Here is a 26,448-nt window from a genome sequence, read left to right as displayed (position 1 = left end):
GGCCTCGGACCACGCGCCGGAGGACTCGAACGACGGGTTCGAACGTCGTGACGCGGTCGTCATGCCGTCGGCCGCGCGGACCTGATCTCGTCCGCGAACCGTTCGACGGAGGCCCGCAGCGCGCCGGCGTCGGGACCGTGCCGCAGCACCCCCCGGCTGACGTTCGGGACGACGTTGCGGACCGCCGCCCCGAAGACCCGGGGAAGATCGGCCGGGGTGGCCCCCTGGGCGCCGACACCGGGCGCGAGGAGCGGACCGTTGATGCCCAGGTCGTACGACGACAGATCGCCCAGCGTGGCCCCGACGACGGCGCCGAAGGATCCCAGCGGCTCCTCCCCCGTGTTCTCGGCGGCCAGATGGGCCAGCATGGTCGCGCCGACGTTCCGGCCGTCCGCGCGGACGGCGTGCTGGACCTCACCGCCCTCCGGGTTGGAGGTCAGGGCGAGCACGAACAGGCCCGCGCCGCTCTCCCTCGCCAGAGCGATCGCGGGCGAGAGCGAGCCGTAGCCGAGGTACGGCGACACGGTCAGCGCGTCCGAGAACAGCGGGGAGTCCTTGCGCAGGAACGCCTCGGCGTACGCGGCCATGGTCGAGCCGATGTCACCGCGCTTGGCGTCCATGAGGACCAGCGCACCGGCCGCGCGGGCCTCCTGGACGGTCGTCTCCAGTACGGCGACGCCGCGCGAGCCGAAGCGCTCGAAGAACGCGCTCTGGGGCTTGAACACGGCGACCCGGTCGGACAGGGCCTCGACGACCGTGCGGCTGAACCGCTCCAGACCGGCCACGTCGTCGTTCAGGCCCCACTCGGTGAGCAGCGAGGCGTGCGGATCGATCCCCACACACAGGGGGCCGCGCTCGTCCATGGCACGGCGCAGACGGGCGCCGAAGGGCTCGGTCATACCGTGGTCTTCCTCACGTCGGCGCCGACCGCGTCGGCGAGGGTGGCGTACGGGCTGGTGCGCAGGCGCGCGGCGAGACCCTTGTGGAGGGCTCGGGCCCAGAAGGGCCCCTCGTAGATGAAGGCGCTGTAGCCCTGGACCAGCGTGGCACCGGCCAGGATGCGCTGCCAGGCGTCCTCGGCGCTCTCCACGCCGCCGACGCCCACCAGGGTGATCCGATCGCCCACGCGCGCGTACAGGCGCCTGAGGACCTCCAGGGAGCGCTCCTTGAGGGGCGCGCCGGAGAGGCCGCCCGTCTCCTTGACCAGGGCGGGGCCGGACTTCAGGCCGAGTCCCTCTCGGGCGATGGTGGTGTTGGTGGCGATGATGCCGTCCAGGCCGAGCTCGACGGCCAGGTCGGCGACCGCGTCGACGTCCTCGTCGGCGAGGTCGGGCGCGATCTTCACCAGGAGCGGGACCCGGCGGTGCGCGACGACGCGGTCGGCGGCCTCGCGGACCGCGGTCAGCAGCGGGCGCAGGTGGTCGACCGCCTGGAGGTTGCGCAGGCCGGGCGTGTTGGGCGACGACACGTTCACGACCAGGTAGTCGGCGTACGGCGCGAGCCGCTCGGCCGACTTCACGTAGTCGCCGACCGCCTCGGCCTCGGGGACGACCTTGGTCTTGCCGATGTTGACGCCCACGACGGTCCTGAAGACCAGCTCACGGGAGGCCAGACGGGCCGCCACGGCCAGCGAGCCGTCGTTGTTGAAGCCCATGCGGTTGATCAGCGCGCGGTCCTGCACCAGGCGGAAGAGCCGCTTTTTGGGGTTGCCCGGCTGCGCCTCCCCCGTCACCGTGCCGATCTCGACGTGGTCGAAGCCCAGCATGGTCATGCCGTCGATGGCGACCGCGTTCTTGTCGAAGCCCGCGGCGAGCCCGAAGGGGCCGTGCATGCGCAGCCCGAAGGCCTCGGTGCGCAGTTCCTTGTACCGGGGCGCGAGGGCGGCCGCGAGGAAGGTGCGCAGCACGGGGACGCGGACGGCGAGCCGGATCCAGCGGAAGGCGAGGTGATGGGCCTTTTCGGGGTCCATGTGCTGGAAGACGAGATTGAAGAAGATCTTGTACATGGTGTCCTCATGAAGAGGGGGACACCGTTTCCGGTGTCCCCCTCAGGGCTGCTAGGCGCGGGCCGCGGTCAGGTGCTCGGCGTGTTCCTGGAGCGAACGGACGCCCACGTCACCGTGGTTGAGGGCGTCGATGCCCTGGACGGCGGCGGCGAGCGCCTGGACCGTCGTCAGACACGGGACCGACCGTGCCACGGCCGCCGTACGGATCTCGTAGCCGTCGAGGCGGCCGCCGGTGCCGTAGGGGGTGTTGACGATCAGGTCGACCTCGCCGTCGTGGATGAGCTGGACGATGGTCTTCTCGCCGTTCGGGCCGGTGCCCTCGGACTGCTTGCGCACGACCGTGGCGTTGATGCCGTTGCGCTTGAGGACCTCGGCGGTGCCGGAGGTGGCGAGCAGCTCGAAGCCGTGGGCGACCAGCTCGCGCGCCGGGAAGATCATCGAGCGCTTGTCGCGGTTGGCGACGGAGATGAAGGCGCGGCCCTTGGTCGGCAGCGGACCGTAGGCGCCCGCCTGCGACTTGGCGTACGCCGTGCCGAACACGGAGTCGATGCCCATGACCTCGCCGGTGGAGCGCATCTCCGGGCCGAGGACGGTGTCGACGCCGCGGCCGTGGATGTCGCGGAAGCGCGACCACGGCATGACGGCCTCCTTGACGGAGATCGGCGCGTCCAGCGGCAGCTCGCCGCCGTCGCCGGTGGCAGGGAGCAGGCCCTCGGCGCGCAGTTCGGCGACGGTCGCGCCCAGGGAGATCCGGGCGGCGGCCTTGGCGAGCGGCACCGCGGTGGCCTTCGAGGTGAAGGGGACCGTGCGGGACGCGCGCGGGTTGGCCTCCAGGACGTAGAGGATGTCCCCGGCCATCGCGAACTGGATGTTGATCAGGCCCCGGACGCCCACCCCGCGCGCGATGGCCTCGGTGGAGGCCCGCAGGCGCTTGATGTCGAAGCCGCCCAGGGTGATCGGCGGCAGCGCGCACGCCGAGTCGCCGGAGTGGATGCCGGCCTCCTCGATGTGCTCCATCACACCGCCCAGGTAGAGCTCCTGGCCGTCGTAGAGGGCGTCGACGTCGATCTCGATGGCGTCGTCCAGGAAGCGGTCGACCAGGACCGGCCGCGAGGGGCTGATCTCGGTGGACTCGGCGATGTAGGACTCCAGGCGGGTCTCGTCGTAGACGATCTCCATGCCGCGGCCGCCGAGGACGTACGAGGGCCGTACGAGGACGGGGTAGCCGATCTCGTCCGCGATGGCCTTGGCGCCCGCGAAGGTGGTCGCGGTGCCGTGCTTGGGGGCCGGCAGGCCCGCCTCGGCGAGGACCCGGCCGAAGGCGCCGCGGTCCTCGGCGGCGTGGATCGCCTCGGGAGAGGTGCCCACGATCGGCACGCCGTTGTCCTTGAGCGCCTGCGCCAGGCCCAGCGGGGTCTGGCCGCCCAGCTGCACGATGACGCCCGCGACCGGGCCCGCCTGCTGCTCGGCGTGGACGATCTCCAGGACGTCCTCCAGCGTGAGCGGCTCGAAGTACAGCCGGTCGGAGGTGTCGTAGTCGGTGGAGACGGTCTCCGGGTTGCAGTTGACCATCACCGTCTCGTACCCGGCGTCCGACAGCGCGAAGGAGGCGTGCACACAGGAGTAGTCGAACTCGATGCCCTGGCCGATGCGGTTCGGACCCGAGCCCAGGATGATCACCGCGGGCTTCTCGCGCGGGGCGACCTCGCTCTCCTCGTCGTAGGAGGAGTAGAAGTACGGCGTCTTCGCGGCGAACTCGGCCGCGCAGGTGTCGACGGTCTTGTAGACCGGGCGTACGCCGAGCGCGTGCCGCACCTCGCGCACCACGTCCTCGCGCAGGCCGCGGATCTCGCCGATCTGCTGGTCGGAGAAGCCGTGCCGCTTGGCCTCGGCGAGGAGATCGGCGTCCAGACGCTCGGCGGAGGCCAGCTCGTCCGCGACCTCCTTGATCAGGAAGAGCTGGTCGACGAACCAGGGGTCGATCTTCGTGTATTCGAAGACCTCCTCGGGCGTGGCGCCCGCGCGGATGGCCTGCATGACGGTGTTGATCCGGCCGTCGGTGGGCCGTACGGACTCCTCCAGGAGGGCCGTCTTGTCACCGGGCTCGCCGACGAAGGTGAACTGGCTGCCCTTCTTCTCCAGCGAGCGCAGCGCCTTCTGGAAGGCCTCGGTGAAGTTGCGGCCGATCGCCATGGCCTCGCCGACCGACTTCATGGTGGTCGTGAGGGTGGAGTCGGCGGACGGGAACTTCTCGAACGCGAACCGCGGGGCCTTGACCACGACGTAGTCGAGCGTGGGCTCGAAGGAGGCCGGGGTCTGCTCGGTGATGTCGTTCGGGATCTCGTCCAGCGTGTAGCCGACGGCGAGCTTCGCGGCGATCTTGGCGATCGGGAAGCCGGTCGCCTTGGAGGCGAGCGCCGAGGAGCGGGACACGCGCGGGTTCATCTCGATGACGATCACGCGACCGTCCTCGGGGTTCACCGCGAACTGGATGTTGCAGCCGCCGGTGTCGACGCCGACCTCGCGGATGATCGCGATACCGACGTCACGCAGCACCTGGTACTCGCGGTCGGTGAGCGTCATGGCGGGCGCGACGGTGATCGAGTCGCCGGTGTGCACACCCATCGGGTCGAAGTTCTCGATGGAGCAGACGACCACGACGTTGTCGTGCTTGTCGCGCATCAGCTCCAGTTCGTACTCCTTCCAGCCGAGGATGGACTCCTCCAGGAGCACCTCGGTGGTCGGGGAGAGCGTGAGGCCCTGCCCTGCGATGCGGCGCAGTTCCTCCTCGTCGTGCGCGAAACCGGAGCCGGCGCCGCCCATGGTGAAGGACGGGCGGACGACGACCGGGTAGCCGCCGAGGGTCTCGACGCCCTGGAGGACGTCGTCCATGGAGTGGCAGATGACCGAACGGGCGGACTCGCCGTGCCCGATCTTCTTGCGGACCTCCTCGACGACGTCCTTGAACAGGTCGCGGTCCTCGCCCTTGTTGATGGCCTCGACGTTGGCGCCGATCAGTTCGACGCCGTACTTGTCGAGGGTGCCGGCCCCGTGCAGCGAGATCGCCGTGTTGAGGGCCGTCTGGCCGCCCAGGGTGGGCAGCAGGGCGTCGGGGCGCTCCTTGGCGATGATCTTCTCGACGAACTCCGGGGTGATCGGCTCGACGTAGGTGGCGTCGGCGATCTCCGGGTCGGTCATGATCGTCGCCGGGTTGGAGTTGACGAGGATGACGCGCAGGCCCTCGGCCTTGAGCACGCGGCACGCCTGGGTGCCGGAGTAGTCGAACTCGGCGGCCTGGCCGATGACGATCGGGCCGGAGCCGATGACCAGGACGGACTGGATATCGGTGCGCTTAGGCACGCTGGCCCTCCATCAGGGATACGAAGCGGTCGAACAGGTAGGCGGCGTCGTGCGGGCCCGCTGCCGCTTCGGGGTGGTACTGGACGGAGAAGGCCGGCTGGTCGAGCAGCTGGAGCCCCTCCACGACGTCGTCGTTCAGGCACACGTGGGAGACCTCGGCGCGGCCGAACTTGGTCTCGCTGATCTTGTCGAGCGGCGCGTCCACGGCGAACCCGTGGTTGTGCGCGGTGACCTCGACCTTGCCGGTGGTCCGGTCCTGCACGGGCTGGTTGATGCCCCGGTGCCCGTACTTCAGCTTGTAGGTGCCGAAGCCGAGGGCCCTCCCGAGGATCTGGTTGCCGAAGCAGATGCCGAACAGCGGCGTCCTGCGCTCCAGCACGGCGGACATGAGCGCGACCGGCCCGTCGGCGGTGGCCGGGTCGCCGGGGCCGTTGGAGAAGAACACACCGTCCGGCTCGACGGCGTAGACCTCGTCGACACTCGCCGTCGCGGGCAGCACGTGCACCTCGATGCCCCGCTCGGCCATGCGGTGCGGGGTCATGCCCTTGATGCCGAGGTCGATCGCGGCGACGGTGAACCTCTTCTCGCCGACCGCGGGGACGACGTACGTCTCCTCGGTGGCGACCTCCTCGTACAGCGAGGCGCCCTTCATGTGCGGCTGGGCCTGCACCCGTGCGACGAGCTCGGACTCGGCGGCGATCGCCTCGCCGGAGAAGACCCCGGCCCGCATGGAGCCGCGCTCGCGCAGGTGGCGGGTGAGGGCGCGGGTGTCGATGCCGGAGATCCCGACGACGCCCTGCGCGACCAGCTCGTCGTCCAGGGAGCGCTTGGCCCGCCAGTTGGACGGCACGCGCGCGGGGTCGCGCACCACGTACCCGGAGACCCAGATGCGGCGGGACTCGTCGTCCTCGTCGTTCCAGCCGGTGTTGCCGATCTGCGGGGCGGTCGCTACGACGATCTGCCGGGCGTACGACGGGTCGGTCAGGGTCTCCTGGTAGCCGGTCATGCCGGTGGAGAACACGGCCTCGCCGAAGGTCTCCCCCACGGCCCCGTAGGCACGGCCGCGGAAGATCCGGCCGTCCTCCAGGACGAGTACCGCGGGAGTTTTCGAGGCTCCCCTTGTGGAGGTCGTCATCGTGCGCCTTCCGTTTCCGTCTTGTTGATCATGGAGTTGATGGCGTCGACCCACTCGGTGTGCTCGGCCGCGTGGTCCGAGCGGAAACCGGAGTCGATCAGCCGCTCGCCGTGCGCCCAGGTCACCAGGAGCAGCCCGCCCTCGGTCAGGACCTTGCCGGCGATGCCCTTGCCGAGCACGGCCTCGCGCAGGGCCTCGCGCGGGATGAAGAAGTCGGTCGCCCCGGGGCGTACGACGTCCAGTCCCGCGTCCGTCAGCGTGAGCTCGACCCGGCTGCGGGTGCCGAGGCCGTGCGCCACGATCCGGTCGAGCCACTGCCCGGCGGTGGTGGAGCCGTGGTAGCGGCCGCTCATGCTCAGTCTCGCCGGGCCGGGGTCGTCCGGCGCGCCGGGCAGCTCGGGCAGGTCGCCCTGGAGCGTGCCGCGCCACTTCCAGCCCTCGCGCATCAGCCAGTAGACGAGCGCGATGAAGAGGGCGAGGCCAACGAGCCAGCCGATGCGGGCGGCCCAGTCGGTGACCTCGGCCGACTTCTTCTCGGCTGCGAGACCGGCGGCCAGCAGGATTTCAGATGTCACGTGAGCTTCCCGTCGACGAGCGTGGCCGTGCCCCGGAGCCACGTGTGCGTGACACGGCCCGGCAGCTCACGCCCCTCGTACGGAGTGTTGCGGCTGCGCGAGGCGAAGCCCGCGGGGTCCACCGACCCACGGTATTCCGTGTCGACCAGCGTGAGGTTGGCGGGCTCACCAGCCGAGACGGGACGCCCATGGCCCGCGGCCTGCCCGATACGGGCGGGTGCGGTGGACATGCGCTCGGCGACCCCGGCCCAGTCGAGGAGCCCGGTGTCCACCATGGTCTCCTGCACCACTGACAACGCGGTCTCCAGGCCGACCATCCCCATGGCGGCGGCGGCCCACTCGCAGTCCTTGTCCTCGTGCGGGTGGGGGGCGTGGTCGGTGGCGACGATGTCGATGGTGCCGTCGGCCAGGGCCTCGCGCAGCGCCAGCACGTCCCGCTCGGTGCGCAGCGGCGGGTTGACCTTGTAGACCGGGTTGTACGTCCGCACCAGTTCGTCGGTGAGGAGCAGGTGGTGCGGGGTGACCTCGGCGGTGACGTCGATGCCGCGGGACTTGGCCCAGCGCACGATCTCGACGGACCCGGCGGTCGACAGGTGGCAGATGTGCACGCGGGAGCCGACGTGCTCGGCGAGCAGGACGTCCCGGGCGATGATCGACTCCTCGGCCACCGCGGGCCAGCCCCCGAGCCCCAGCTCGGCGGAGACGATGCCCTCGTTCATCTGGGCGCCCTCGGTCAGCCGCGGCTCCTGCGCGTGCTGGGCGACGACCCCGCCGAAGGCCTTCACGTACTCCAGCGCGCGCCGCATGATCACGGCGTCGTCGACGCACTTGCCGTCGTCGGAGAAGACGGTCACCCCGGCGGCCGACTCGTGCATGGCTCCGAGCTCGGCGAGCTTCTTGCCCTCCAGGCCGACGGTGACCGCCCCGATGGGCTGGACGTCGCAGTAGCCGTGCTCCTGGCCCAGCCGGTAGACCTGCTCGACCACGCCGGCGGTGTCGGCGACGGGGAAGGTGTTGGCCATGGCGAACACGGCCGTGTAGCCGCCGCTCGCCGCCGCGCGGGTGCCGGTCAGCACGGTCTCGGAGTCCTCGCGGCCCGGCTCGCGCAGATGGGTGTGCAGGTCGACCAGGCCCGGCAGCAGCACCTTGCCGGCCGCCTCGACGATCTCGGCGCCCTCGGCGGACAGGCCGGCGCCGACCGCCTCGATCACGTCGCCGTCGATCAGCACGTCCTGCGGCTCGCCGCCGAGGACCTTCGCACCACGGATCAGGATCTTGCTCATGTGACTTACTTCTCCTCGATACGGGTGTGGCTGACGGCGGGTTCGTTGCCACCCAGAAGCAGGTACAGAACGGCCATCCGGATGGAGACTCCGTTCGCGACCTGCTCGACGACGGTGCAGCGGTCGGAGTCGGCGACCTCGGCGGTGATCTCCATGCCACGCACCATCGGGCCGGGGTGCATCACGATGGCGTGCTCCGGCATCCGCGCCATGCGGTCGCCGTCCAGGCCGTAGCGCCGCGAGTACTCTCGCTCGGTCGGGAAGAACGCGGCGTTCATGCGTTCGCGCTGGACGCGCAGCATCATCACGGCGTCGGACTTGGCGAGCGTGCTGTCGAGGTCGTACGACACCTCGCAGGGCCAGGTCTCGACGCCGACCGGCACCAGGGTGGGCGGGGCGACGAGGGTGACCTCGGCTCCGAGGGTGTGCAGCAGGTCCACGTTGGAGCGGGCGACCCGGCTGTGCAGGACGTCCCCGACGATCGTGATGCGCCTGCCGGCGAGGTCCTGGCCGATCCCGGCGTCCCGCCCGACGAGCCGGCGGCGCATGGTGAACGCGTCCAGCAGGGCCTGGGTGGGGTGCTGGTGGGTGCCGTCGCCGGCGTTGATGACGGCCGCGTCGATCCAGCCGGAGTTGGCGAGGCGGTACGGCGCCCCCGAGGCTCCGTGCCGGATGACGACGGCGTCGACGCCCATGGCCTCCAGGGTCTGGGCGGTGTCCTTGAGGGACTCGCCCTTGGACACGCTGGAGCCCTTGGCGGTGAAGTTGATGACGTCCGCCGACAGACGCTTCTCGGCGGCTTCGAAGGAGATACGCGTGCGCGTGGAGTCCTCGAAGAAGAGGTTGACGATCGTGCGGCCGCGCAGGGTCGGCAGCTTCTTGATCGGCCGGTCGGCGACCCGGGCCATCTCCTCGGCGGTGTCGAGGATCAGGACGGCGTCGTCGCGGGTGAGGTCGGCGGCCGAGATGAGATGACGCTGCATCTGTCAGGCTCCGTAAGGCAGTTCAGGGGAGATTTCGGGCAGGCGAGGGCACGCCGGAAGGCGCGCGGCCGTCTGCTACTGGGCCGGCTTCACACCGAGCAGCACGGTGTCGCGACCGTCCTCCTCGGCGAGCTGGACCTTGACCGTCTCCCGCAGCGACGTGGGGAGGTTCTTGCCGACGTAGTCGGCGCGGATGGGCAGTTCGCGGTGGCCTCTGTCGACGAGGACCGCGAGCTGCACCGCGCGGGGGCGCCCGATGTCGTTCAGGGCGTCCAGGGCGGCGCGGATGGTGCGGCCGGAGAAGAGCACGTCGTCGACGAGGACGACAAGGCGGCCGTCGATGCCGTCACCGGGGATCTCGGTGCGGGCCAGCGCGCGCGGGGGGTGCATGCGCAGATCGTCGCGGTACATGGTGATGTCGAGCGAACCGACCGGGATCCTGCGGTCGGTGATCTCCTCGAGCTTCACGGCGAGCCGCTGGGCGAGGAAGACGCCCCGGGTGGGAATGCCGAGGAGCACCACGTCGTCGGCGCCCTTGGCGCGTTCGACGATCTCGTGGGCGATGCGGGTCAGCACGCGCGCGATGTCGGGGCCCTCGAGAACGGGCCGGGCGTCGGACGCCTGGATATCGGAAGTGTCCTGCTTGTCCATACGAAACGGACCTCCTTCTCCGCCTCACGGGACGGACCTTAAAGGACGTCGGATTTGCGCCATCCACGGTAGCAGGCCGGAACGAGGCCTCTCATCACCCCCCTGGCCCAATCGGCCACCACTCTCACGGAAGAGCCGGTGTGGACCATTCGGCTTGACGCAGAAGAGTCACGCTGCGTAACCTCACAGTGAGTTACCAGACGCGCGGCTCGAAACCACTGCGGCCGCGTCGATCCAGTGTCCGGGGAGCTATATGTCCAGCGAATACGCCAAACAGCTCGGGGCCAAGCTCCGGGCCATCCGCACCCAGCAGGGCCTTTCCCTCCACGGTGTCGAGGAGAAGTCCCAGGGACGCTGGAAGGCGGTCGTGGTCGGTTCGTACGAGCGCGGCGACCGCGCGGTGACCGTGCAGCGTCTTGCCGAGTTGGCGGATTTCTACGGCGTTCCGGTACAGGAGCTGCTGCCCGGCACCACTCCGGGCGGTGCCGCCGAGCCCCCGCCGAAGCTGGTCCTCGACCTGGAGCGGCTGGCCCACGTCCCGGCCGAGAAGGCGGGCCCCCTCCAGCGCTACGCGGCGACGATCCAGTCCCAGCGCGGTGACTACAACGGCAAGGTGCTCTCGATCCGCCAGGACGACCTGCGCACACTCGCCGTCATCTACGACCAGTCGCCCTCGGTCCTCACCGAGCAGCTGATCAGCTGGGGCGTGCTGGACGCGGACGCGCGTCGCGCGGTGTCCCACGAGGAGAGCTGAGCCGCCCCCAGCCTCAGCAGAAACGTGCCGCCGGGGTGGCCGGAACTTCACGGTTCCGGCCACCCCGGCGGCTTTCTGCGGGCCTCGTGGCGCTTTCACGTCCCCACACGCCTGAGGGCCCGCAGCGGTCATGCTGCGGGCCCTCAGGCAATTCGGGTCTCGAGCCGCCTCGGCGTCCCGGCTCACGCCTCGTCTCGGCGCAGCGACGGCTTCAGGTCCTTGAGCCGGCCCAGCAGCCCGTTCACGAACGAGGGCGACTCGTCCGTGGAGAACTCCTTGGCCAGCTGCACCATCTCGTCGAGGACCACGGCGTCCGGGGTCTCGTCGGCCCAGATCAGCTCGTAGGCGCCCAGACGCAGGATGTTGCGGTCGACGACCGGCATCCGGTCCAGCGTCCAGCCGACCGAGTACTGCGCGATGAGCTCGTCGATGCGCTTGGCGTACTCCGCGTAGCCCTCGACCAGCTGCATCGTGTACTCGCTCACCGGCGGCTGCCGGGTGTCATCCCGGGAGAGCCGGATCCAGTCCGCCAGGACCGTCAGGACGTCGACGCCGCGCTGGTCGCCCTCGAAGAGGATCTGGAAGGCGCGCTTGCGGGCCGTGTTGCGGGCAGCCACGGTTAGCTGTTCACCCGGCCGAGGTAGTCGCTCGTACGGGTGTCGACCTTGATCTTCTCACCGGTGGTGATGAAGAGCGGGACCTGGATCTGGTGACCGGTCTCCAGGGTGGCGGGCTTGGTGCCACCGGTGGAGCGGTCGCCCTGCAGGCCCGGCTCGGTCTCCTGCACCACGAGCTCGACGGCGGCCGGCAGCTCGACGAAGAGCACCTCGCCCTCGTGCTGCGCCACGGTGGCCGTGAAGCCCTCGATCAGGAAGTTGGCGGCGTCGCCGACCGTCTTGCGGTCGATCATCAGCTGGTCGTAGGTGTCCAGGTCCATGAAGACGAAGTACTCGCCGTCCATGTACGAGAACTGCATGTCGCGCTTGTCGACAGTGGCCGTCTCGACCTTGACGCCGGCGTTGAACGTCTTGTCGACGACCTTGCCGGACAGCACGTTCTTGAGCTTGGTGCGCACGAAGGCGGGGCCCTTGCCGGGCTTGACGTGCTGGAACTCGACGACGGACCAGAGCTGGCCGCCTTCGAGCTTGAGCACCAGGCCGTTCTTGAGGTCGTTCGTGGAAGCCACGGTTGCGGAATCTCCTGGACTGACGTGGACGACCCCGGCGCACGCACTCCTACAGCGCGAGCAGCTCCTTGGTCGTGATGGTGAGTAGCTCGGGTCCGCCGTCCGCCTCGGGGCGTACGACGAGCGTGTCATCGATCCGGACGCCGCCCCGTCCCGGGAAGTGGACCCCCGGTTCGACGGTGACCGGCACGCAAGCGTCCAGTTTACCCATGGCCGCGGGGGCCAGCTGCGGGTCCTCGTCGATTTCGAGCCCGACACCGTGTCCGGTGAGGAGCGGGAGCCCCTCGTGGTGGCCCGCGGACTCCAGCACCTGACGTGCCGCCCGGTCCACGTCACGGTAGGCGGCGCCGGGTGTCAGCGACTCCCGTCCGGCCCGCTGAGCGGCGAAGACGAGGTCGTAGAGCTCGATCTGCCAGTCGGCGGGGGACGTACCGATGACGAAGGTACGGCCGATCTCGCACCGGTATCCGCGGTAGTTCGCGCCCAGGCAGACGGAGAGGAAGTCACCTTCTTCGACGCGGCGGTCGGTGGGGCGGTGGCCCCGGCGGCCGGAGTTCGGCCCGGTGCCGACGGAGGTGGCGAAGGCCGGGCCGTCGGCGCCGTGGTCGACCAGGCGGCGTTCCAGTTCGAGGGCGAGGTGGCGCTCGGTGCGGCCGACGAGGATGGACTCCAGGAGCTCACCGAGCGCCTGGTCGGCGATCTCCGCGCCGATGCGCAGGCAGGAGATCTCCTCCTCGTCCTTGATGACGCGGAGCTGCTCGACCGCGCCGCCGAGGTCGGCGAGGCGCAGGCGCGGGGCGACGGAACGGATCGCCCGGTGCCGGGCGACCGTGAGGTGCTGTTCCTCCACGGCGAGCGAGTCGGCGCCCTGTTCTGCGGCGAGGTCCGCCGCGGCCACGGCGGGGTCGCCGCCGGCACCGGGGAGGGTGTGGACGCGCAGGGCCTCGTCGGGGCGGCCGATGCCGGGACGGTCGTCCGACGGGCCGCCGCACACCAGCAGATCCTCGGTCCTGCCCAGCAGCAGGGCGCTGCCCCGCGGGGCGGCGCCCGCGAGGTAGCGGACGTTGGCCGGGCGGGAGATCAGCGCGGACTGGCTGCCGCCGGCCTGGCAGCGGTCGCGTAGGCGGGCTCTTCGGGTGGCGTACACCTCTGACATGAGTCGAGCGTAGGAGTTTTACTGGTATGTCGCTTTTTGAGAGAGGCCGAGTGGGGGCCTGTCGTCTGTCGGCCGGTGGGGCTGATCGCGCAGTTCCCCGCGCCCCTTCGGGGCGCTACCAGTTCGGCGGGCTCGCGATGGAGCGGGCCAGTACGTCGTCCAGGACCCTCGCCGTCTGCGGTACGTCCATCTGGGAGTTGTCGATGATCGGCAGACCCGAGCCGTACCACCCGGCCATCCGCCCGTGGATCCGCGCGACCTCTTCGTCCGTCAGGCGGCGGTTGCCCGAGCGTTCGGCGTTGCGCTCCAGGACGATCTCCAGGCCGGGCAGCAGGACCACGGGCAGCAGGCCCGGGCCCACGTGCCGCTTCCACCCGCCGAGGCCGACCACCGGCCGGTCCGGGAACACCGCGTCGTCGAGGATGCAGGAGATGCCGTTGGCGAGGAAGTTGCGGGCGGCGAAGCCGCAGGTGCGGCGGGCGAGGCGGTACTGGGCCTCGGAGTGGTCGTTCCAGCCGGACTGCGGGTCGGCGAAGCCCGAGCGGACCCACTCGCGTACGTCGTCGAGGCTGATGTGGGCGGTGGGGACCCGGCGATGGTCGGCCCAGTACTTGGCGACGCTCGTCTTTCCGGCCCCCGCCGGACCGATGAGCAGCACCGCGAGGGTCGTGCCGGCCGGGTCGGCTGTGGCGGCGGGCGGGCCGCTGGGGGCGCCCACGGGAGCGCCGGGCGGCAACGGCACATGGCCGGTGGTGTCGGGTACCGGCCCCGGCGAGTGCGGCGGCGCGGGTGGGACCGGGGAGTGCTGCGGCGGCGTCGGCGGCACCTGGGAGTGCGGTGGCGTCGGCGGCACCGGAGCCGGGGAGAAGCCCGGCGCCGGGGGCGGTGGGGGCACCGGGGCGGAGCCCTGGTGCGCACCCGGGTGATGCGGCCCCGGGTGGGGTGCGGCCGGCGACCAGCCGGCGGCCGGTCCGTGCCCCGGCTGATGGGGCGGCGGCAGCGGAGAACCCACTGCGTGCTGCATCCGGTGCCACTCCGTCTCGTCTTTTTCGGCTCGCTCGCCTCCGGGCACTCGCGTCGGTACACGGGAGCCCGGCCGGGCGCGGCCCGAAGGCCCTCGCCCGCCCGTCCTCTCGTCTCCGACGCGCCCCTCCGGCTCACTCGCGTCAGGCTGATCGGCGCTGGTTACGGGGTGGTGCTTACCCCGCTCGCCATCGAACGGTACCGCCCCCGGCCCACGTTTGGTGAAACGACCGGGGGCGCCCCGAAGTGCCCCTGACGCAAAGGGAATCCGGCACAACGCCCGTCGCGGGACTTACTGGCCGACCTCGCCGTACGCGGCGAGCAGGACGGCCGGGTCGGGGCCCTCCAGGACGGTGGGCTTGCCCAGTCCGTCGAGGACGATGAACCGCAGGAGGTTGCCGCGGGACTTCTTGTCGACCTTCATGGTCTCCAGGAGCTTGGGCCACTGGTCGTAGCGGTAGTGCAGGGGCAGCCCGACCGACTCCAGGACGGTGCGGTGGCGGTCGGCGGTCGCGTCGTCCAACCGGCCCGCCAGACGGCCCAGTTCGGCGGCGAAGTGCATGCCCACGGCCACCGCGGCGCCGTGCCGCCACTTGTACCGCTCGTTCTTCTCGATGGCGTGGGCGAGGGTGTGGCCGTAGTTGAGGATCTCCCTGAGGCCCGACTCCTTGAGGTCGGAGGAGACGACCTCGGCCTTGACCCGGATCGAGCGCTCGATGAGCTCCGCGGTGTGCGGGCCCTCCGGGGTGCGCGCGGCCTCGGGGTCGGACTCGATGAGCTCCAGGATCTGCGGGTCGGCGATGAAGCCGGCCTTGATGATCTCGGCGAGCCCGGAGACGTAGTCGTTGACCGGCAGGGAGTCCAGCGCGGCCAGGTCGCACAGGACACCTGCGGGCGGGTGGAAGGCGCCGACCAGGTTCTTGCCCTCGGCGGTGTTGATGCCGGTCTTGCCGCCGACCGCCGCGTCGACCATGGCGAGCACGGTGGTCGGGATGGCGATCCAGCGCACCCCGCGCAGCCAGGTCGCGGCCACGAACCCGGCCAGGTCGGTGGTCGCGCCGCCGCCGACGCCGACTACGACGTCGGAGCGGGTGAAGCCGGACTGCCCGAGCGCCTTCCAGCAGTAGGCGGCGACCTCGGCGGTCTTGGCCTCCTCCGCGTTCGGCACCTGGATGGCGACGGCCTCGAAGCCCTGCTCGGCGAGGTCGGCGCGCAGCGCGTCCCCGGTGTCGGCCAGCGCCTCGGGGTGGATGACGGCGACCCGCTGGGCCTTCTCCCCCACCAACGCACCGAGCTCACCCAGGAGTTGACGTCCCACCAGGACCTCGTACGGCTCGCTGCCCGCGGTGCCGCCGACCTGGATGCGCGTCACTGCCTCGCTCATGCTTCCTTCAACTCCAGTGCGTCCAGCGCGTTCTGTGTGACTTCTTCGGGTGTACGGCCGTCGGTGGCCACGACCGCCGTGGCGATCGCCTCGTACAGATGGCGGCGGGCCTCCATCAGCTCGCGCCACTGCTTGCGCGGGTTGACCGCGAGCAGCGGGCGTGCGGTGTTCAGGCCGGTGCGCTTGACGGCCTCCTCGACGTCCATCGAGAGATAGACGACCCGGAGCCCGGCCAGCGCGGCGCGCGTGTCCTCGTCCAGGATCGCGCCGCCACCGAGCGCGAGGACACCCTCGTGCTCGGCCAGCGCCCGCAGGACGGCCTGCTTCTCGATCGCGCGGAAGGCGGCCTCGCCCTCGTCGACGAAGATCTCCGCGATCGCGCGGCCCTGCTCGGCGACGATGTCGTCGTCGGTGTCCCGGTAGCCCAGACCGAGCCGCCCGGCCAGCAGCTGCCCCACGGTGGACTTGCCCACCCCCATCGGACCGACGAGGACGACCACCGGGCTCATCGGATGGCCAGGTTCTCGAGGTAGGAGCGCACGTTGCGGCGGGTCTCGGGCACGCTGTCGCCGCCGAACTTCTCCGCCACCGCGTCCGCAAGCACCAGCGCCACCATCGCCTCGGCGACGATCCCGGCCGCCGGGACCGCGGACACGTCGGAGCGCTGGTGGTGGGCCTGCGCGGCCTCGCCAGTGGTCACGTCGACGGTCTGCAGAGCGCGCGGCACGGTCGCGATCGGCTTCATGGCCGCCCGCACCCGCAGCAGCTCACCCGTGGACAGGCCGCCCTCGGTACCGCCGGAACGGCCGGAGACCCGGCGGATGCCCTCCGGCGTGTTCACGATCTCGTCGTGCGCCTTCGACCCGGGTACCCGCGCCAGTTCGAACCCGTCACCGAGCTCGACACCCTTGATCGCCTGGATACCCATCAGCGCACCCGCGAGACGGGCGTCCAGCTTGCGGTCCCAGTGCACATGCGAGCCCAGGCCCACCGGCACGCCGTACGCCAGGATCTCCACCACACCGCCGAGGGTGTCGCCGTCCTTGTGGGCCTGGTCGACCTCGGCCACCATCGCCTTCGACGTGTCCGCGTCCAGACAGCGCAGCGGGTCGGCGTCCAGCCTCTCCACGTCGGCCGGGGTCGGGTACACGCCCTGCGGGGCCTTCACCGAGCACAGCTCGACGACATGGCTGACGATCTCGATGCCGGCCGTCTCCTTCAGGTACGACCGGGCCACCGCGCCCAGCGCCACCCGGGCCGCCGTCTCCCGTGCGGAGGCGCGCTCCAGGATCGGCCGGGCCTCGTCGAAGCCGTACTTCTGCATGCCCGCCAGGTCCGCGTGGCCCGGGCGGGGCCGGGTCAGCGGGGCGTTGCGCGCGAGCCCGGCCAGGATCTCCGGGTCGATGGGGTCGGCCGACATGACCTGTTCCCACTTCGGCCACTCGGTGTTGCCCACCATGATCGCGACCGGCGAACCCAGGGACAGACCGTGGCGGACACCGCCGAGGAAGGTGACCTGGTCCTGCTCGAACTTCATCCGGGCACCGCGGCCATAACCGAGCCGACGCCTCGCCAGGTGATCCGCCACCATCTCCGTGGTGATCGGCACACCGGCCGGAAGGCCCTCCAGCGTCGCCACGAGTGCGGGACCGTGGGACTCCCCCGCGGTCAGCCAGCGCAACCTGCTCAACGGTGCTCCTCAGTGCTCGCGCCCTGGTACTGCCCTGCTTACGCGCGTCCTCGCGTACGGCAACGGCGCGACCAGGTGCGCGGCCCCGGCCCGCCACCTCCGATCCTCCCACGTCCGGCGGCGAGGACCGGTCACCGGTCCAGCAGACGGACGTGGCCACCACCCGTGCCGAGCCCTTGAAGCCACTTGCCCGAGGGGCTCAGCGAGCCGCCAGCGCGTGCTCGCCCGCCTTGCGCATGGCTTCCACGGGCGCGGGCCGCAGGCCGGTCATCTGCTCGACCTGGAGCACCGCCTGGTGCACGAGCAGGTCGAGGCCGCTGACCACGGCCCCGCCGGTCATCGACCAGCGGGCCGCCAGCTCGGTCGGCCAGGGGTCGTAGAGCACGTCGAAGAGGGCCGCGGGACGCTCCGGGACCGCGTGGGCGAGCGCGTCCGTGGCCCCGGCGGGGGTGGTGGCGATCACCAGGGGGGCACCCAGGGCCTCGGCCGCGTCCGCCCAGTCGGCGGTGCGGACCTCGACGCCGAGACGCTCGCCCCACTGCCGCATCTCGGCGGCCCGGGCTGCGCTGCGCACATAGGCGACGACGTCGCCGGTGCAGATCCGCGCGAGCGCGGCCAGCGCGGAGGAGGCGGTGGCTCCGGCGCCGAGGATCGCCGCCGAGTCGACCTGTTCGATGCCCCGCTCCCTGAGGGCGGCGACCATCCCCGGGATGTCGGTGTTGTCGCCGAGGCGGCGGCCGTCCTCGGTGAACACGACCGTGTTGACCGCCTCCACCGAGGCGGCCGTCTCACTGATCCCGTCGAGCAGGGGGATGACCGCCCGCTTGAGCGGCATGGTCACCGACAGTCCGGCCCACTCCGGCCCGAGCCGCTCGACGAATCCGGGCAGCGCGGCCTCGTCGAGCTCGAACCGGTCGTACGACCAGCCCGTGAGCCCCAGCTCCTCGTAGGCGGCGCGGTGCAGCACCGGGGAGAGGGAGTGGGCGATGGGCTTGCCGAGGACGGCTGCCCGGCGGGCGTCAGTTGCCCGTGGCCTCATTGAACTTGTCCTTGAGCCTCAGGAATTCGTCGTGCGTCTTGGCGAATTCGGTCTTGTTCACACCGTCGGTCGCGACGAAGTAGTACCAGCCGTCATGCGTCGGATTCAGCGCCGCCTTCAGCGCGGTGACGCCCGGGTTGTCGATCGGACCGGGCGGCAGACCCTTGTTCGTGTACGTGTTGTACGGGTTCTTGTTGCTCTTGATCTCCGACTCGGTGATGTTGATGTTGCTCTGGCCCTTCAGGTAATTGAAGGTCGAGTCGAACTGGAGCAGACCGTACGTCTCGGGATTCGCGAGGTTGAGCCGGTTGTAGACCACTTCCGCCATCTTGCGGTAGTCGTCCTCGGTCTTACCCTCCGCCTGGACGAGGCTCGCGACCGTGATGACCTGCAGCGGGCCGTCCAGCTTGAGCGCCCTGGCCTTCGCCTCCAGGTCGTACTTGCCGTACGCCCCCGCGGCCTCGGTGACCATTTCCTTCAGCACCACCTCGGGCTTCATGCCCTTGGCAGCGGGATAGGTGCCCGGATAGAGGAAGCCTTCCAGCGGGTCCTTGATGTCCTTGTTGTCGTTCGCCCAGCTCGGCAGCCCGAGGCTCTTGTATTTCTCCTTGGCGATCTTCTTCGTGGCGCCGGGTTCGAGATCGAGTTTCTCGTCGATCGCCTTGTAGACAGCGACATTCCGCTGCCCCGGCTTGACCAGCACGTTGTTCTGGCTCTTCGGGTCGAGCATCATCACGACGGCGCTCTCGGCGGACATCTCCTTCTTCAGCAGATAGGCGCCGGCCTGGATCGTCTTCCCCTTGGGGTTCTGCTCCTGCGCGGACACGAAGGCGTCGACGCTCTTCACGACGCCCGCGTCCTTCAGCAGCCGGCCGATCGCGTACCCGCCCGCGCCCTTGGGGACCTGGACGGTGACCATCTCACTCGTCCCGTCCCCGGCATAGTCCGGAGCCGTGCCGAAACGATTTTGGTAGAACTGGTACCCGAAGTAGCCGACGGTGCCGATACCGCCGCCGAACACCAGCAGGACCACCAGACAGGCGCAGCCGCTCTTGCGCTTCTTGGTCCCTTTGCCGCCGCGGCCACGCCGGTCGCCACGACCGTCCACGGGCTCGTCGGAGTCGTCCTCGTCGTCACCGCCCGCGAAGAAGGCGTGTTCGCCCTGGTCGGGGCCCGGGTCCCAGTCGGTCTGCTGCGGCTCCGGTTCGGCGCGCCGACGGCTCGGCGGCTCCGGCGGCGGGTAGGCGTCCGGACTGCCGTAGTAGTCCTGCTGCTCGGCGCCGTACGCGGCCTGCTGACCGTAGGGGTCCGACGGGTCGGCCGGGTAGGGGGTCTGCGCCTGGGCGTCGGCCGCCCAGCCGTTGTTGTCGTACTGCGGCTGCTGCGGCTGGCCCTGATAGGCCTGCTGGTCGTACTGCTGCTGTCCGTACTGTTGCTGGTCGTACTGGTGGTTGTACTGCTGGTGCTGGTCGTACTGGCCGTCGTGCTGCTGCGGGTACTGCTGCTCCGCCTGACCATAGGCGGCCTGCTGGCCGTCGCCCCAGCCACCGTTGTCGTACTGCGGCTGCTGCGGCTGCTCCGGATAGTGCTGCGGCTGGCCGCCGTAGGGAGACTGCTGGCCCGCCTGGGCCTGCTGTCCACCCCATCCGTCGTCCCCGTACAACGGGTCCTCCGGATGCCACGGTTCGGAGCCTTGGCCCCGGCCATACTCAGTCATCGATCCCCTAGAGCCGCGAGGCGGCGGTCTCCCTCGTCCACGATCCGGCTACCGATCCGCCTCTTTCTGTGCGGTGACTGTTCGAATGTCGCCGCATCGCGCGGAACGTTACCGTATCGCGATCAGATGACCACTTCGACGCCCTCGCCGGGTGCTTTACCTGACACCCGTTCGGATTCCAGGGCCTGCTGGAGAATGATCACGGCCGCTGCCTGGTCGATGACCGATCTGCCCTTTTTGGATTTCACTCCGGATGCGCGGAGTCCCTGGCTGGCCGTCACGGTGGTCATCCGCTCGTCGACGAGCCTGACCGGTACGGGCGCGATCCCCCGGGCGAGCTCCTGGACGAAGCCGCGGACCTTCACGGCGGCCGGGCCCTCGCCCCCCTTGAGGGAACGAGGCAGACCGACGACGACCTCGATCGGTTCGTACTCCTCGACCAGCTGCTTCAGCCGGCGGTGGGCCGCCGGGACGTCCCGGCCCGGGACCGTCTCCACCGGGGTGGCGAGGATCCCGTCGGGGTCGCACGAGGCGACCCCGATGCGGGCGTCCCCGACGTCGATCGCGAGCCTGCGGCCTCGGCGCATTACTTGGCGGTCTCCGCGACCGTGCGCTCCACGGCGTCCACGGCCTCACCGATGGCGGCCGGGTTCTGGCCGCCGCCCTGGGCGACGTCCGGCTTGCCGCCACCGCCGCCGCCGAGGGTCTTCGCGGCGGTGCGGACCAGGTCACCGGCCTTGAGACCACGCTCGCGGGCGGCCTCGTTGGTGGCGATGACCGTCAGCGGCTTGCCGTTGTTGACCGTGAAGAGGGCGACGACGACGGCCCGGCCGCCCTGGATGCGGCCGCGCACGTCGAGGACCAGCTTGCGCAGGTCGTCCGGGGTCGTGCCGTCCGGGACCTGACCGGTGACGACGGCGATCCCGCGGACGTCCTTGGCGGACTCGGCGAGACCTGCCGCGGCCTGGAGCACCTTCTCCGCGCGGAACTTCTCGATCTCCTTCTCGGCGTCCTTCAGCTTGCCGAGCATGGCGGAGACCTTCTCCGGAAGCTCCTCCGGACGCCCCTTGATCAGCTCCTGGAGCTGGGCGACGACCGTGTGCTCACGGGCGAGGAAGTTGTAGGCGTCGACACCGACGAGCGCCTCGATACGGCGGACCCCGGAGCCGATGGACGACTCGCCCAGCAGCTTGACCAGGCCGAGCTGCGAGGTGTTGTGCACGTGGGTGCCGCCGCACAGCTCCTTGGAGAAGTCGCCGATGGTCACCACGCGGACCCGCTCGCCGTACTTCTCGCCGAACTCGGCGATGGCGCCCTGCTTCTTGGCCTCGTCGATGCCCATGACGTCGGCGCGGACGTCGAGGTCACGGGCGAGCACCTCGTTGATCTTCTGCTCGACGTCGGTCATCACGGCCGTGGGCACGGCGGACGGGGAGCCGAAGTCGAAGCGGAAGCGGCCGGGCTGGTTCTCGGAACCGGCCTGGGCGGCCGTGGGGCCGAGCGCGTCCCGCAGCGCCTGGTGGGTGAGGTGGGTGGCCGAGTGGGCGCGGGCGATGGCGGTACGGCGGCGGTTGTCGATGGCGGCGTGGGCCTTGGCTCCGACGGTCACCTCGCCGAACTGCACGACGCCCTTGTGGACGTAGACACCCGGGACCGGCTTCTGGCAGTCGCGGATCTCGATGACGGCACCGGAGTCGACCTTGATCCGGCCGGTGTCGCCGATCTGGCCGCCGCCCTCGGCGTAGAACGGGGTGCGGTCCAGGACGATCTCGACCTCGTCGCCCTCGGTGGCGGCCGGGGAGGAGGCGCCGTCGACGAGGATGCCGACGATCGTGGACTCGCTCTCGGTGTCCGAGTAGCCGAGGAACTCGGTCTCGCCCGCCTGGTCGGCGATCGCACGGTAGGCGCCCGCGCCGGCGTGGCCGGTCTTCTTGCCCTGGGCGTCGGCCTTGGCGCGCTCCCGCTGCTCCTTCATCAGGCGGCGGAAGCCGTCCTCGTCCACGGACAGGCCCTGTTCGGCGGCCATCTCCAGGGTGAGGTCGATCGGGAAGCCCCAGGTGTCGTGGAGCAGGAACGCCTTGTCGCCGGCGAGGACCTTGCCGCCGGCGGCCTTGGTCTCGGTGACGGCGGTGTCGAGGATGTTGGTGCCGGCCTTGAGCGTCTTGAGGAAGGCGTTCTCCTCGGCGACGGCGACCTTCTCGATGCGCTCGCGGTCGGTGACGAGCTCGGGGTACTGCTGGCCCATCATGGCGATCACGGTGTCGATCAGGTCGAGTACGACCGGACCGGTGGCGCCGAGCAGGCGCATGTTGCGGATGGCCCGGCGCATGATGCGGCGCAGGACGTAACCGCGGCCCTCGTTGCCCGGGGTGACACCGTCGCCGATGAGCATCACGGACGTGCGCATGTGGTCGGTGACCACGCGCAGGGAGACGTCCGAGTCGTGGGCGTCGCCGTACGCGACACCGGTGAGCTCGGTGGCCTTCTTGATGACGGCCATCGAGGTGTCGATCTCGTACATGTTCTGCACGCCCTGCAGGATCATCGCGAGGCGCTCGAGGCCGAGGCCGGTGTCGATGTTCTTGCTGGGGAGCTCGCCGAGGATCTCGAAGTTGTCCTTGCCGATGCCCTCGCCGCGCTCGTACTGCATGAAGACGAGGTTCCAGATCTCCACGTACCGCTCGTCGTTGACGGCGGGACCGCCCTCGACGCCGAACTCGGGGCCGCGGTCGTAGTTGATCTCGGAACAGGGGCCACAGGGTCCGGGGACACCCATGGACCAGTAGTTGTCCTTCATGCCGAGGCGCTGGATGCGCTCCTTCGGCACCCCGACGACCTCGTGCCAGATGCGCTCGGCCTCGTCGTCGTCCTTGTACACGGTGATCCAGAGCTTCTCCGGCTCCAGGCCGTAACCACCCTTGTCCTGGGGCGTGGTGAGCAGCTCCCAGGCGTACTTGATGGCGCCTTCCTTGAAGTAGTCGCCGAAGGAGAAGTTGCCGCACATCTGGAAGAAGGTGCCGTGCCGGGTGGTCTTGCCGACCTCTTCGATGTCGGGGGTGCGCACGCACTTCTGCACGCTGGTGGCGCGCGCCCACGGCGGCTTGACCTCACCGAGGAAGTACGGCTTGAAGGGCACCATGCCGGCGGGGACCAGGAGCAGAGTCGGGTCGTCCGCGATGAGCGACGCCGAAGGGACGACGGTGTGACCGCGCTCCTCGTAGAAGCTCAGCCAGCGGCGGCGAATCTCGGCCGACTCCATCAGTGGTCCTCATTCCGGTTGTGCGAATTCGTGGTGTGCGTGGTGTTCTCGATGGCGGCGATGCGCCTGGGTGCGGGCAGTTCGGGGCTCTCGCGAATGCCGAGCGCGTCCGTCAGCTCGGCCTCCCGCTGGGCCATGTTGTCGCGGACGTCGAGCGCGAAGCCGACCGCGCGGTCCTTGAGGCGGGCGCCCGTCTCGATCGCCTTGTTGGCCGCCGTGACGGCGAGGTTCTCGGGGGTCAGCTGCTTCAGCTTGCGATTGACCTTGGTGGTGGCCCAGACACCGGCGGCCACGCCCGAGCTGAACCAGAAAGTGCGGCGGAACATCCTGAACCTCAGTCCCTCTTCCCACGGCCCCGGGAAACCGCCCGACCCACGATCACGGTACGCCGGGGAGCCTTCACGGGCACATCGTCCTTGCGGCCGCCGAGGGCCCGGCGCACGCCGTAGCCGAAGGCCGCGACCTTGACCAGGGGGCCGCCGAAGGTGGAGGCCACGGTGGTGGACAGCGCGGAGGCGTTCGACGTGACCTCCTGGACGTCCGAGGCGATCGCGTCGACCCGCTCGATCTGGGTCTGCGCGGAGCGCACCGCGGTGGAGGCATCGGCCAGCAGCGGGACGGCCTGGTCGGTCACGTCCGCCACGAGTTTGGTGGTCGCCTTGAGCGTCTGGGCCAGCCTCGCCAGCGCGACGGCGAGGAAGGAGACCAGGATCGCCCAGAAGACGGCCACCAGGATCCCGGCAACCTCTCCACCGGACACTGTGTGCACCCGCTCCCTGAATACGTGCTGTCTATGGAAAAAGTCTCCGCCGAGCCTATCGCGCCGGGGACGGCGCTCCGCACCGGATATCTCCTCGCGGGCAGGCGAGTTGTCCACGGCGATTGTACGGAGTGCATACGCTTCAGTACGCTCCGTGCCCCATGCGTGACGGTGACGGGCCCCGGCGGGCTCGGCAAGTCCCGGCTCGCGGCCCGGGTGACGGGCGGCCGGTGCGCGCCGCCCGACGGCGTGTGGCTCGACCACGCGGCTGCCGCCCGAGACGCTTCCGAGTCACCTGACCGGACGTCAACTCCTGTTCGTAGCGGGCGCCGTGGGACGCCGGCCGCTGGCCGTCGCCGGTGAGCGGGTCCTCATGCCGGGCCCGCCGGGCGAGGGCGAGGCGGTGGAGCTGTTCCGGGAGCGGGCCGGGCGGCTGGGGGTGACCGCCGACGACGATCCGTACGTCCGGGAGCTGTGCGGGCGCCTGGAGGGCATCCCGTTGGCGATCGAGCCGGCCGCGGGCCGGCTGGGGGCGCTGTCTCCCGGGCAGCTGCTGGAGCGGCTGGACGACCGGTTCCGGCTGCTGACGAGCGGCGGCCGGGACGCGCTGCCCCGGCATCGGACGCTGCGCACGGCGATCGGCTGGAGCCATGAACTGTGCACGCCCGAGGAGCGGTTGCTGTGGTCGCGGCTCTCGGTGTTCGCGGGGCGGTTCGACCTGGAGGCCGCGGAGTACGTGTGCAGCGGCGGCGGTCTGCACTGCGACGACGTCCTCGACGTCCTGTCCGCGCTGCTCGCCCGGTCGGTGGTGGCCGGATGCTCGACACGGGCGTACGGCGCCGAGTGGCTGGAGGCGACGGGCGACGCGGTACGGCTGCGCAGGCGGGACCGCGACTGGTACGTGGGCCTGGCGACCTGGTGCGAGCTGGACTGGTTCTCCCCGCGCCAGAACGAGGTGGCCGCGCGCGTCGAGGCCGAGCTGCCGAACCTGCGCGGCGCCCTGGAGTACTGCCTGGGACGGCACTGGCTGGAGCGCAGCGTCGAACTGGAGCCGGGCCACGACCACACGCGTCTGAAGGCCCTGTGGGTGCTCTGCCATGTGGCGGTCCTCCAAGGTGACACCGTGCCCGCGCCGGCGGCGCTCCAGGAGATCGGCGAGCTCAACAGCAATGTGCTGATGGGGCAGGTCGAGCTGGCGATGGCACACGCCTTCCTGGGCGATCTGCCGGACGCGGTGCGAGGGTGCGAGGAGGTGCGCCGGGTGTGCGAGGACCACGGCGAGCGGTGGGCGCGGTCGTACGCGCTGTACGTCCTGGCGTACGCGGCCTGGAGCGAGGGGGACGCGGCATGCGCGCGTGAGCTGCTCACCGACTGTCTGACCTGCGCGCACGCCTTCCACGACCTGCTCGGTTCGGTCCTGTCGATCGAGCTCCTCGCCTTGGTCACGGTGACCGGGGGCGACGCGGCCGAGGCCGCCGTGCTCCAGGGTGCGGCGGCCTCGCTGTGGCCGTCGGTGGGGCTGCCCCTGTTCGGTTCGCCGCGGTGTCCCGGGCCCTGGGCCGCGCATGTCCGCTCGACGGGCTGCCGGCGCCGCGGGGCTCCGTGCGTGCGGCACCCGCGTGTGACCCCCGGCATGCAGCAACCCGCCGCCTCGCCCACCCGGAAGGGCGGGGAGACGGCGGGCTGAGGTGGTGCGGGTGCTACGGCCTGCCGGTGATCAGCGGGCGTAGTACTCGACGACGAGCTGCTCGTCGCAGATCACCGGGATCTCCTTGCGGTTCGGCTCGCGGTCCAGGCGGAAGGCCAGGGCGCGGAGGTTCACCTGGAGGTAGCGCGGGGTCTCGCCGTCGGGGGCGAAGCCACCCTCGCGGGCGATCGAGAAGAGGGTCTTCTCGCGGCTGCGCTCGCGGACCATCACGACGTCGTCGGGACGGACGCGGAAGGACGGCTTGTCGACCTTCTGACCGTTGACCTCGATGTGGCCGTGGACGACCATCTGGCGGGCCTGGTAGATCGTGCGGGCGATGCCCGAACGCAGGACCAGCGCGTCGAGACGACGCTCGAGCTCGATGATCAGGGCCTCACCGGTCTTGCCCTGAACCTTGGAGGCACGCTCGTAGGCGCGGACGAGCTGACGCTCGGACACGTCGTACTGCGCACGCAGACGCTGCTTCTCGAGCAGACGGACCTTGTAGTCCGAGTTCTGCTTGCGGCCGCGGCCGTGCTCACCCGGGGGGTAGGGACGGGCCTCGAAGTACTTGACGGCCTTCGGGGTCAGCGCGATGCCGAGGGCACGCGACTTCTTGACCTTGGGGCGGGGCTGGTTCGCCACAATCTCTCATTTCTCAGTGTTCGGCTCGTCAGAGTTATGGGAGGTCGCATCCGCAGCCGGGGAAACCCGCCGGGTCCGCGAGGGACCTGGTGGGCAGCCGCTCCCCTGGTCTGGGCACATACGTGCAGCACGCGAGTGGCCCACCGACCTTTCCCG

At 70.5% G+C, this 26,448-nt stretch carries 24 protein-coding genes; 2 read left to right on the top strand and 22 right to left on the bottom strand.

Annotation, left to right across the window (positions count from 1 at the left end):
• Window positions 1-59: 59 nt before the first annotated feature.
• The 8 genes from pyrF to pyrR all read right to left on the bottom strand — a co-directional run bounded on the left by pyrF (window position 60) and on the right by pyrR (window position 9,992).
• The gene (pyrF, locus tag ACFYZ8_RS39220; protein ID WP_388540381.1) at window positions 60-899 is read right to left on the bottom strand and encodes an orotidine-5'-phosphate decarboxylase; all 840 of its coding nucleotides are present in this window, start codon (window positions 897-899) and stop codon (window positions 60-62) included.
• Window positions 896-2,005 (bottom strand): quinone-dependent dihydroorotate dehydrogenase, encoded by a 1,110-nt coding sequence (locus ACFYZ8_RS39215; protein ID WP_388540383.1) that lies wholly within the window; start codon window positions 2,003-2,005, stop codon window positions 896-898. The genes pyrF and ACFYZ8_RS39215 overlap by 4 nt, the downstream gene beginning before the upstream one ends.
• Window positions 2,006-2,056: 51 nt before the next feature.
• Window positions 2,057-5,365: a carbamoyl-phosphate synthase large subunit gene (gene carB / locus ACFYZ8_RS39210; protein ID WP_388540386.1), complete on the bottom strand. Its 3,309-nt coding sequence runs from the start codon at window positions 5,363-5,365 to the stop codon at window positions 2,057-2,059.
• The gene (gene carA / locus ACFYZ8_RS39205) at window positions 5,358-6,500 is read right to left on the bottom strand and encodes a glutamine-hydrolyzing carbamoyl-phosphate synthase small subunit (protein WP_359035906.1); all 1,143 of its coding nucleotides are present in this window, start codon (window positions 6,498-6,500) and stop codon (window positions 5,358-5,360) included. Before carA ends, carB begins: the two co-directional genes overlap by 8 nt.
• Complete coding sequence (locus ACFYZ8_RS39200) at window positions 6,497-7,075, bottom strand: hypothetical protein (RefSeq protein ID WP_388540390.1); 579 nt, start codon at window positions 7,073-7,075, stop codon at window positions 6,497-6,499. The genes carA and ACFYZ8_RS39200 overlap by 4 nt, the downstream gene beginning before the upstream one ends.
• Window positions 7,072-8,358: a dihydroorotase gene (locus tag ACFYZ8_RS39195; RefSeq protein ID WP_388540393.1), complete on the bottom strand. Its 1,287-nt coding sequence runs from the start codon at window positions 8,356-8,358 to the stop codon at window positions 7,072-7,074. Before ACFYZ8_RS39195 ends, ACFYZ8_RS39200 begins: the two co-directional genes overlap by 4 nt.
• 5 nt (window positions 8,359-8,363) lie before the next feature.
• Window positions 8,364-9,341 carry an aspartate carbamoyltransferase catalytic subunit gene (locus tag ACFYZ8_RS39190; protein ID WP_388540396.1) on the bottom strand — a complete coding sequence of 326 codons (978 nt, stop codon included), beginning with the start codon at window positions 9,339-9,341 and terminating at the stop codon, window positions 8,364-8,366.
• 75 nt (window positions 9,342-9,416) lie between these two features.
• Entirely contained in the window at window positions 9,417-9,992 is a 576-nt protein-coding gene (gene pyrR, locus ACFYZ8_RS39185) for a bifunctional pyr operon transcriptional regulator/uracil phosphoribosyltransferase PyrR (protein WP_359035914.1), read from the bottom strand.
• Window positions 9,993-10,245: 253 nt separating this feature from the next.
• Between pyrR and bldD the strand changes: the two genes are divergently transcribed.
• Entirely contained in the window at window positions 10,246-10,746 is a 501-nt protein-coding gene (bldD, locus tag ACFYZ8_RS39180) for a transcriptional regulator BldD (RefSeq protein WP_003956405.1), read from the top strand.
• A gap of 182 nt (window positions 10,747-10,928) precedes the next feature.
• On the opposite strand, the gene nusB is transcribed toward bldD, so the two are convergent.
• The 13 genes from nusB to ACFYZ8_RS39115 form a co-directional block, all read right to left on the bottom strand.
• Entirely contained in the window at window positions 10,929-11,363 is a 435-nt protein-coding gene (gene nusB, locus ACFYZ8_RS39175; RefSeq protein ID WP_359039987.1) for a transcription antitermination factor NusB, read from the bottom strand.
• Between the two features lie 2 nt (window positions 11,364-11,365).
• On the bottom strand, window positions 11,366-11,932 hold the full coding sequence (gene efp, locus ACFYZ8_RS39170) for an elongation factor P (protein ID WP_007380687.1): 567 nt from the start codon (window positions 11,930-11,932) through the stop codon (window positions 11,366-11,368).
• A 49-nt stretch (window positions 11,933-11,981) separates the two neighbouring features.
• On the bottom strand, window positions 11,982-13,088 hold the full coding sequence (locus ACFYZ8_RS39165; RefSeq protein WP_388540402.1) for an aminopeptidase P family protein: 1,107 nt from the start codon (window positions 13,086-13,088) through the stop codon (window positions 11,982-11,984).
• 115 nt (window positions 13,089-13,203) lie between these two features.
• On the bottom strand, window positions 13,204-14,112 hold the full coding sequence (locus ACFYZ8_RS39160; RefSeq protein ID WP_388540405.1) for a Pro-rich N-terminal domain-containing protein: 909 nt from the start codon (window positions 14,110-14,112) through the stop codon (window positions 13,204-13,206).
• Between the two features lie 291 nt (window positions 14,113-14,403).
• Window positions 14,404-15,495, bottom strand: coding sequence for a 3-dehydroquinate synthase (aroB, locus tag ACFYZ8_RS39155; protein WP_359039980.1), 1,092 nt, complete (start codon window positions 15,493-15,495; stop codon window positions 14,404-14,406).
• Window positions 15,492-16,004, bottom strand: a complete 513-nt coding sequence (locus ACFYZ8_RS39150; protein ID WP_359039978.1) for a shikimate kinase — start codon at window positions 16,002-16,004, stop codon at window positions 15,492-15,494. The genes aroB and ACFYZ8_RS39150 overlap by 4 nt, the downstream gene beginning before the upstream one ends.
• A complete protein-coding gene (gene aroC / locus ACFYZ8_RS39145) occupies window positions 16,001-17,185 on the bottom strand; it encodes a chorismate synthase (protein WP_359039976.1) in 1,185 nt (394 codons plus the stop codon). Before aroC ends, ACFYZ8_RS39150 begins: the two co-directional genes overlap by 4 nt.
• 199 nt (window positions 17,186-17,384) lie before the next feature.
• A complete protein-coding gene (locus tag ACFYZ8_RS39140) occupies window positions 17,385-18,224 on the bottom strand; it encodes a shikimate dehydrogenase (RefSeq protein ID WP_359039974.1) in 840 nt (279 codons plus the stop codon).
• Window positions 18,205-19,941 carry an endolytic transglycosylase MltG gene (gene mltG / locus ACFYZ8_RS39135; protein WP_388540409.1) on the bottom strand — a complete coding sequence of 579 codons (1,737 nt, stop codon included), beginning with the start codon at window positions 19,939-19,941 and terminating at the stop codon, window positions 18,205-18,207. The genes ACFYZ8_RS39140 and mltG overlap by 20 nt, the downstream gene beginning before the upstream one ends.
• Before the next feature lie 122 nt (window positions 19,942-20,063).
• Window positions 20,064-20,528 carry a Holliday junction resolvase RuvX gene (gene ruvX, locus ACFYZ8_RS39130; RefSeq protein WP_007380695.1) on the bottom strand — a complete coding sequence of 155 codons (465 nt, stop codon included), beginning with the start codon at window positions 20,526-20,528 and terminating at the stop codon, window positions 20,064-20,066.
• A complete protein-coding gene (alaS, locus tag ACFYZ8_RS39125; protein ID WP_388540413.1) occupies window positions 20,528-23,200 on the bottom strand; it encodes an alanine--tRNA ligase in 2,673 nt (890 codons plus the stop codon). The genes ruvX and alaS overlap by 1 nt, the downstream gene beginning before the upstream one ends.
• Window positions 23,200-23,526, bottom strand: coding sequence for a hypothetical protein (locus ACFYZ8_RS39120; RefSeq protein ID WP_388540416.1), 327 nt, complete (start codon window positions 23,524-23,526; stop codon window positions 23,200-23,202). Before ACFYZ8_RS39120 ends, alaS begins: the two co-directional genes overlap by 1 nt.
• Before the next feature lie 8 nt (window positions 23,527-23,534).
• Window positions 23,535-23,969, bottom strand: a complete 435-nt coding sequence (locus tag ACFYZ8_RS39115; protein WP_359039964.1) for a DUF948 domain-containing protein — start codon at window positions 23,967-23,969, stop codon at window positions 23,535-23,537.
• Window positions 23,970-24,291: 322 nt separating this feature from the next.
• Here ACFYZ8_RS39115 and ACFYZ8_RS39110 point away from each other — a divergent pair, with 322 nt between their 5' ends.
• Complete coding sequence (locus tag ACFYZ8_RS39110) at window positions 24,292-25,647, top strand: ATP-binding protein (RefSeq protein WP_388540419.1); 1,356 nt, start codon at window positions 24,292-24,294, stop codon at window positions 25,645-25,647.
• 30 nt (window positions 25,648-25,677) lie between these two features.
• Here the strand turns inward: ACFYZ8_RS39110 and rpsD are convergent, their stop codons facing one another.
• A complete protein-coding gene (gene rpsD, locus ACFYZ8_RS39105) occupies window positions 25,678-26,292 on the bottom strand; it encodes a 30S ribosomal protein S4 (protein WP_250076706.1) in 615 nt (204 codons plus the stop codon).
• Between the last annotated feature and the right edge of the window lie 156 nt (window positions 26,293-26,448).

The organism is Streptomyces sp. NPDC001668, assembly GCF_042893155.1.
Lineage (GTDB): Bacteria > Actinomycetota > Actinomycetes > Streptomycetales > Streptomycetaceae > Streptomyces.
This window is presented reverse-complemented; position numbering and strand designations above follow the sequence as displayed.